Here is a 6,846-nt window from a genome sequence, read left to right on the forward strand (position 1 = left end):
TAAAGCTAGTTTGGGCTTTGTTTGGGCTTGATTTTTGTTTAAGTACCGTTAACAGTAGAGTAGCTAAAAAATTTACTTCGCTGCGAGTAAGGTTATGGCACTGGGTTAACCTTCGAGCTTTTAATATGTGATGAAATTTACATTTTAGTCGAACATCTAACTGTTGTCGTGGGATTTCAATCATTTTTCCTACTTGCTAATTTTTTTAAAAGCAAGTATAGGATTTTATAAAATTTGTCAACCGACATAAGATAAACATTTGGGAAAAACTATAAACTTAATTTTTTTTTACATTTTTTTAATAAATAGTGATAGAATCAACATTGTAAACTTGCTTTAATAAATAAAGTAGAAGTAAGTTAGTTTTTGCGGAGCTTTAGGCTTTTTTAGTATTTAGTCCCAACTTAATGATGTTTTTTTCTAACTATGACTATATTTAGATACTCATGGTATAGCAAATGTGTTTAAATAAATCGAGATTGGGGTTGGAAAGAAAAAGCCAAACAGCCAAACAAATTGTCGAAAGTATTTTTTAAAAGCAGAATTATTGTTTTAAATTTAGCTCTGCAATTCCATACAGTTTTTTGTGGAAATAGAAAATGCTTGGCTAAAAGTTAAAAACAACTAAGCTGCTGAATGCGCAGTAAAATTATTGCCATTGCCTTCAATGGATTAACTATTTATGCTGTGGATTTTTGCAACTATGTCAAAGCAATGATAATTGCTGCGTTCTAGATAGTTTTTATTTAAAGGGAACTACCTAGTTTCAGTTCAGCCTGCAAAATTATTTATTTTGCGGAAGTTTTTAAGTCGTATTCGAGCAAAAAATAATGAGTCAAATTGAAGCTAAGTTTGTAGCTACGGACAAGATCTTTCGAGTAAAAGGATATGAAAAAATCGAATACGAACTATTGTTCGTAGAAGGTGTATTCAAAACCAAAAACTCAGAAATAGCTGAAAATTATCGCAAATTTGGACGCTGTTTAATGGTGATAGATGCCAATGTATATCGGCTCTATCGAGACCAGATCGATAATTACTTCCAGCATTATGAAATCGAACTAACCGTATTCCCCATCATCATTACCGAACTAGATAAAAGTATGCGGACGTTAGAAAAAATCGTCGATGCTTTTGCCGAATTTGGTTTAGTACGTAAAGAGCCAGTGTTAGTGGTTGGCGGTGGCTTGATTACTGACGTTGCCGGTTTCGCCTGTGCGGCATATCGTCGCAGCAGCAACTATATTCGCATTCCGACCACAATGATCGGTTTGGTGGATGCCAGCGTTGCCATCAAAGTAGCAGTCAACCACAAAAAACTCAAAAATCGCCTTGGTGCCTATCATGCTTCTAAGCAAGTCATCTTAGATTTTTCATTTCTGCGTACCCTACCCACGGCACAAGTGCGTAACGGGATGGCAGAACTAGTCAAGATTGCCGTAGTCTCTCATCGAGAAGTATTCGAGCTACTAGAAAAACATGGCAAACAGCTACTAGAAACCCGTTTTGGCTATCTCAATGGTAATGCAGAGATTAAGGAAATCGGCAGACAAGTTACCTACAAAGCGATCGAAAAGATGCTGGAGTTAGAAGCTCCCAACCTTCACGAATTAGACCTCGATCGCGTCATCGCTTACGGACATACTTGGAGTCCCACGGTAGAGCTTACGCCGGAGGTTCCGCTATATCACGGTCATGCAGTCAATATCGACATGGCACTGTCGGCGACATTAGCAGCAATGCGGGGTTATATTACTGCCGAACAACGAGATCGCATTCTTCAGACGATGAATAACATTGGTTTGGCATTAGACAATCCCCTACTGGAAATCGATCTGTTGTGGAAAGCCAGCGAATCCATTACTCAAACCAGAGACGGATTACTCAGAGCCGCAGTCCCCAAACCCATTGGTACGTGCTATTTTATCAACTACCTAACCAAAGAAGAGTTAGAAGAAGCGCTAGCCGAACACAGACGCATTTGTGCCGACTACCCCGATGCCGGGTTGGGTACGCAAGTGTATATGAATCAAGGTAAAGAAGAAGCATTAGAATTAGCAGGGAGTAAATAATCGTGGTAAGTATGGCAGGAACCAAAAAAACTGCTAGACCAGTTACTCCCTTGGGAATTCTCGTCCAGCAGCTAGAACAAATCCTCAAGCTAGCCAAAACCGAGGCAGTTTCGGACCAACTTGAGACATCCATAGATCGAGCATATCATCTAGCCGCAGGTCTAGATCCTTATTTAGAAGAATGTACTACCTCAGAGTCTGAAGCTTTAGCCCAATTAGTTGAAAAAACCCAACTTGAAGACTGGAGCAAACGCTTTAGCGATGGAGAAACAGTGCGCGCCTTAGAACAAGAAATGCTGTCGGGACATATTGAGGGACAGCTATTAAAAATGCTGGTGTCTCTAACTAAGTCCCAGCGCGTCCTAGAAGTAGGAATGTTTACCGGCTATTCCGCACTGGCGATCGCCGAAGCTCTACCGGATGATGGCTATGTCATAGCGTGCGAAGTAGACGATTATGTAGCCAAATTTGCCCTGGATTGTTTTGCTGCTTCTCCACACGGAGAGAAAATTGAAGTTAGAGTCGCACCAGCTTTAGAAACCATGCAGCAGTTGGTAGAGGAAGGACAAACTTTTGATTTGGTGTTTATCGATGCGGATAAGAGTGAATATATCGATTATCTCCGTTTGCTTTTAGATACCGAGTTACTCGCTCCCGATGGTTTTATCTGCGTAGATAATACCCTTATGCAGGGACAACCTTATCTCGCACCAGCCGAGCGGACGAACAACGGTAGAGCGATCGCCGAGTTTAACCGCTTTGTCGTCAAGGATCCTCGCGTCGAACAAGTCTTAATTCCCTTGAGGGATGGCTTGACAATTATCAAACGCAAGGATAATAAGTCTAAACTTTAACATTCGAGCCTGTAGAGACGTATCGCCATATGTCTCTACTCGTCGTTCGAGCTGTGGTTCTAACGGTAAATTTATATGACACAAATATTATTTGTTTCGGGACGACGAGCGACTTCAGCACTCTTCAAAAACCTCGGTACTCTTACTCTGTTATTACTTTTGCTTCCTGTTAATCTTGCTGTAGTGGGTTTGACCTTAATTAGAAACACTTTAAAGAGAGCATTTAAACCTAAAACTACGACTTTAAAAGAGAAAAAACGAATTTTGATTACCGGTGCCAAGATGACTAAAGCCTTGCAGTTAGCGCGCTGTTTTCATCGCGACGGGCACGAGGTATTTTTAGTTGAAACCCATAAATATTGGCTGTCTGGTCATCGTTTTTCCCGTGCTGTAAAAGGTTTTTTTACCGTTCCCGTTCCCGAAAAAGACCCAGATGGCTACTGTCGGGCATTACTAGCAATAGTCAAACAAAACCAAATCGATGTTTTTATTCCCGTTTCTAGTCCCATAGCCAGTTACTATGATTCTCTAGCCAAAAAAACTTTAGAACCCTATTGTGAGGCAATTCATCTCGACCCAGAAATAACTAAAATTCTGGACGATAAATACGCTTTTTGTTCTAAAGCACGGGAACTGGGTTTATCTGCTCCCAAAGTCTTTCGCATCAGCGATCCGCAGCAAGTTCTCGATTTTGATTTCGACAGTGACGGCAGTAAATATATCCTCAAAAGTATTCCTTACGATTCGGTTCTGCGTCTCGATTTAACTAGATTGCCTTTTGCAGGCATGGAAAGTTATGTCAAGAGCTTACCCATTAGTGAAGCTAAACCCTGGGTAATGCAAGAATTTATTCGGGGAAAAGAGTACTGTTTTCACGCCACGGCACGTAAGGGTAAGATTAGGCTGCACTGTTGTTCGGAATCTTCCCCTTTTCAAATAAATTATCAGCAGGTAGACAAACCAGCGATCTATCAATGGGTGGCAAAATTTGTGGGTGAGATGAATTTAACCGGACAAATTTGTTTTGACGTAATTCAAGCAGAAGACGGAACTGTCTATCCCATCGAATGTAACCCTCGCCTGCATTCTGCTATTACCATGTTTCACGATCATCCAGATGTAGCTCGAGCTTATCTAACCGATGGCGAACCAGGAGAAGCCCCAATTACTCCCCTACCCGATAGTAAACCAACTTACTGGACTTATCATGAGTTATGGCGGTTGACTGGAATTAACTCTTTATCCGAACTTAAAGCCTGGTGGCATAAAATAACCACCGGTACGGACGCTATTTTAGATCCAAACGATCCTCTGCCATTTTTGATGCTGCATAACTGGCAAATCCCTCTCTTGCTACTAGACAATCTCCGTCGCCTCAAAGGTTGGGTCAAAATCGATTTCAACATCGGTAAGTTAGTCGAACTTGGTGGCGATTGAGGTCTGGAAATAAATTAAATTTTGAATCTCAAGTTCAACTATCAATTAACTATTAACTCTCGACAATTAACTAATAATGGGATCCATTGTTTCTAATCCTAATACACCAGCCAAACAAAAAGTTTTCGATTTAATGTTAACTTTTGTTAAAAGCAAATGTCTTTACGTAGCTACTCGCTTGGGAATCTTCAATCTGCTTGAGGATGAAGGAGAACAAAGCTTAGCAAGTTTGGCGAGTAAAACTAACACCAATGCAGAAAGACTCTACTTTATTTTGCGTGCCCTAGCTCATATAGACGTGCTAGAAGAAAAGCCCGAACGAGTATTCGCGCCTACCGAAGTATCTTCTCTTTTGGTAACTAATAAAGAACCCTCGGCAGGACATTTGGCGATGCACTTAATCGAACCCGCACAGTGGGATGCTTGGCGAAATTTGCCAGAAGGGTTGCAAAAAGGTCTAGTTCCTTTTGAACTCGCTAATGGTAAAGGAGTATATGAATATTGCCGCGATAACCAATGGAGTGGCGACACCTTTATTAAGGCAATGAGTTTTTTAACTAATTTCCAAGTTGAGGGTTTGCTAGATGCTTACGATTTCAGTCAATTTAATACGGTTATGGATGTCGGCGGCGGACAAGGAGGATTGATTTGCCATATTGTCAAACGATATGGCTTGTAAGGGAATCTTATTTGACGTGCCTTATGTAGCCGAAACAGCAACAGCATACATCGCCCAGCAAAGATTAGATGCAGATGCCATTGAAATTAAAACAGGGGATGTGTTTGTAAAAGTGCCAGAAGGTGCCGATGCGATCGTGATGAAGCACTTTATCTCGGCTTGGAATGACGAAGATGCGCTGAAAATTTTGGCAAACTGCAAACGCGCCCTACCCGCACACGGTAGAGTAATCTTACTACAGTCCTTCGTTCCCGACATTGATGAACCTAAAGTAGAAGCCGACGGTATTATGCCGGGAATTTTTGCCGTACAGATTAACGTTGCTACTCCCGGCGGGGGCTGGCGTACTAAAAGGCAGTTTCAAGATTTATTCGAGCAGAGCGGCTTTAAATTAGAAAGAGTAATTAAAACCGATAACAGTCTTTCAGGTATGGAATTTAGCAAACGATAAGCAGTCAATCACAAACTTATAATGACGATCGCCCTTACCTTTATCGCTTTTTTGCTGTTATTTACCATAGTAGGTATTTACTCGGTGACTCAGAAGCAAGATACCACTGCCGACTATCTCTTGGCTGGTAGAAAGGTCAATCCCTGGCTGGTGGCACTATCGGCTTTATCAACCGGCCAGAGTGCTTTTTTGTTTACAGGACAGGTTGGATATGCTTATATTCAAGGTTTATCGGCGATTTGGTTGGCAATTGGCTGGGCAATTGGTGATTATCTTGCTTGGCTGTTAGTTTTTAAAAGATTGCGTCTGGTATCAGAAGATTATAATTCGGAAACCGTCCCTGCTTTCTTGGCGCAGAGACAGTCCGGTTATCGTTGGATTGCCATAATTTCTGCTTTAATTACCATTGCCTTTTTGGGTACATATGCCGCAGCACAGCTACTGGCAGGAAGTAAAGCCCTCAACAGTCTTTTCGGTTGGGATTACTCTTGGGGGATCGTTATCGGTGCGATCGTGGTTGTTGCCTATTGCTTTTCTGGAGGCATCCGCGCCTCAATCTGGACAGATGCGGTACAAACTATAGTTATAATTGGTGCGTTACTAATTTTGTTTGTGGTGACTATTGCCGAAGGTGGCGGCGTGGCAAACATAGTTCGCAACCTCGGACAGATAGATGCAAACTTAGTAACTTTGTTTCCTTCAGATCTAGCTTGGGGCTTTTTACCCTTTTTCATCGGTTGGTTGGTAGCGGGATTCGGTGCAGTAGGACAGCCTCATATTTTAGTTAGAGCAATGGCACTCGATTCTGCCGATAATATGGGCAAGGCTCGCGATATTAGAGCGATTTGCGGCGTAATTACGGCTTTTACGGCGATCTTTATTGGTTTGGCTGGTCGAGTCCTGTTACCAAATATCAGCGATCCAGAGTTAGCACTACTAGATCTTTCTGTGGATTTATTGCCAGGGGTTTTAGTGGGAGTAATGTTGGCGGGTTTGTTTGCCGCTACAATGTCTACTGCAGATTCACAAATTCTATCCTGTTCGGCAGCATTAACTCAAGACTTGTTTCCTGGAATGGCTAAATCCTATCGCTTTGTCAAAATTCGGACTCTAACGGTTACTGCTATTGTTTTGGTAATTGCTTTAGTTAATAACGACAGTGTATTCAGTTTGATTACCTTCGCCTGGTCTGTCTTAGGTTCTGTTGACACAATTAACGCAACCAAATTAAAGCCGAAGCAAATTCGGCAAATCCCAAATAACATTCGTCAGTTTTGTCAAAACGGCTGAAAACGCGACGATAGTATTTAAGTTTGTTAAAAAAGCACTCAACTAGATGTCGCTCCTTGTACA

At 41.6% G+C, this 6,846-nt stretch carries 6 protein-coding genes and 2 pseudogenes; 6 read left to right on the plus strand and 2 right to left on the minus strand.

The window, feature by feature from the left end:
* Nucleotides 1-184, minus strand: a 184-nt coding sequence (locus ACLFKQ_RS06805) for a hypothetical protein (RefSeq protein ID WP_448999078.1), incomplete at its 3' end; no start/stop codon positions are given.
* A 646-nt stretch (nt 185-830) separates the two neighbouring features.
* Here ACLFKQ_RS06805 and ACLFKQ_RS06810 point away from each other — a divergent pair.
* From ACLFKQ_RS06810 to ACLFKQ_RS06835, 6 genes and pseudogenes are all read left to right on the plus strand, one after another.
* Nucleotides 831-2,072 (plus strand): sedoheptulose 7-phosphate cyclase, encoded by a 1,242-nt coding sequence (locus ACLFKQ_RS06810; protein WP_448999079.1) that lies wholly within the window; start codon nt 831-833, stop codon nt 2,070-2,072.
* An 11-nt stretch (nt 2,073-2,083) separates the two neighbouring features.
* Nucleotides 2,084-2,926, plus strand: coding sequence for an O-methyltransferase (locus ACLFKQ_RS06815; RefSeq protein WP_448999080.1), 843 nt, complete (start codon nt 2,084-2,086; stop codon nt 2,924-2,926).
* 75 nt (nt 2,927-3,001) lie between these two features.
* A complete protein-coding gene (locus ACLFKQ_RS06820) occupies nt 3,002-4,363 on the plus strand; it encodes an ATP-grasp domain-containing protein (protein ID WP_448999081.1) in 1,362 nt (453 codons plus the stop codon).
* A gap of 76 nt (nt 4,364-4,439) precedes the next feature.
* Nucleotides 4,440-5,042, plus strand: a complete 603-nt coding sequence (locus tag ACLFKQ_RS06825) for a methyltransferase family protein (protein WP_448999082.1) — start codon at nt 4,440-4,442, stop codon at nt 5,040-5,042.
* Nucleotides 5,020-5,493 (plus strand): methyltransferase, encoded by a 474-nt coding sequence (locus ACLFKQ_RS06830; RefSeq protein WP_448999083.1) that lies wholly within the window; start codon nt 5,020-5,022, stop codon nt 5,491-5,493. The genes ACLFKQ_RS06825 and ACLFKQ_RS06830 overlap by 23 nt, the downstream gene beginning before the upstream one ends.
* A 21-nt stretch (nt 5,494-5,514) precedes the next feature.
* Nucleotides 5,515-6,696, plus strand: a pseudogene (locus tag ACLFKQ_RS06835) (sodium/proline symporter); the annotation flags it as partial.
* Nucleotides 6,697-6,706: 10 nt separating this feature from the next.
* On the opposite strand, the pseudogene ACLFKQ_RS06840 reads toward ACLFKQ_RS06835, so the two are convergent.
* A pseudogene (locus tag ACLFKQ_RS06840) lies at nt 6,707-6,846 on the minus strand (IS5 family transposase); the annotation flags it as partial.

This window comes from Myxosarcina sp. GI1(2024) (assembly GCF_053543375.1).

Coding starts and splice junctions, on each gene's coding strand:
- ACLFKQ_RS06825 (WP_448999082.1), top strand. CDS start 4,440: ATGGGATCCATTGTTTCTAATCCTAATACACCAGCCAAACAAAAAGTT.
- ACLFKQ_RS06820 (WP_448999081.1), top strand. CDS start 3,002: ATGACACAAATATTATTTGTTTCGGGACGACGAGCGACTTCAGCACTC.
- ACLFKQ_RS06815 (WP_448999080.1), top strand. CDS start 2,084: ATGGCAGGAACCAAAAAAACTGCTAGACCAGTTACTCCCTTGGGAATT.
- ACLFKQ_RS06810 (WP_448999079.1), top strand. CDS start 831: ATGAGTCAAATTGAAGCTAAGTTTGTAGCTACGGACAAGATCTTTCGA.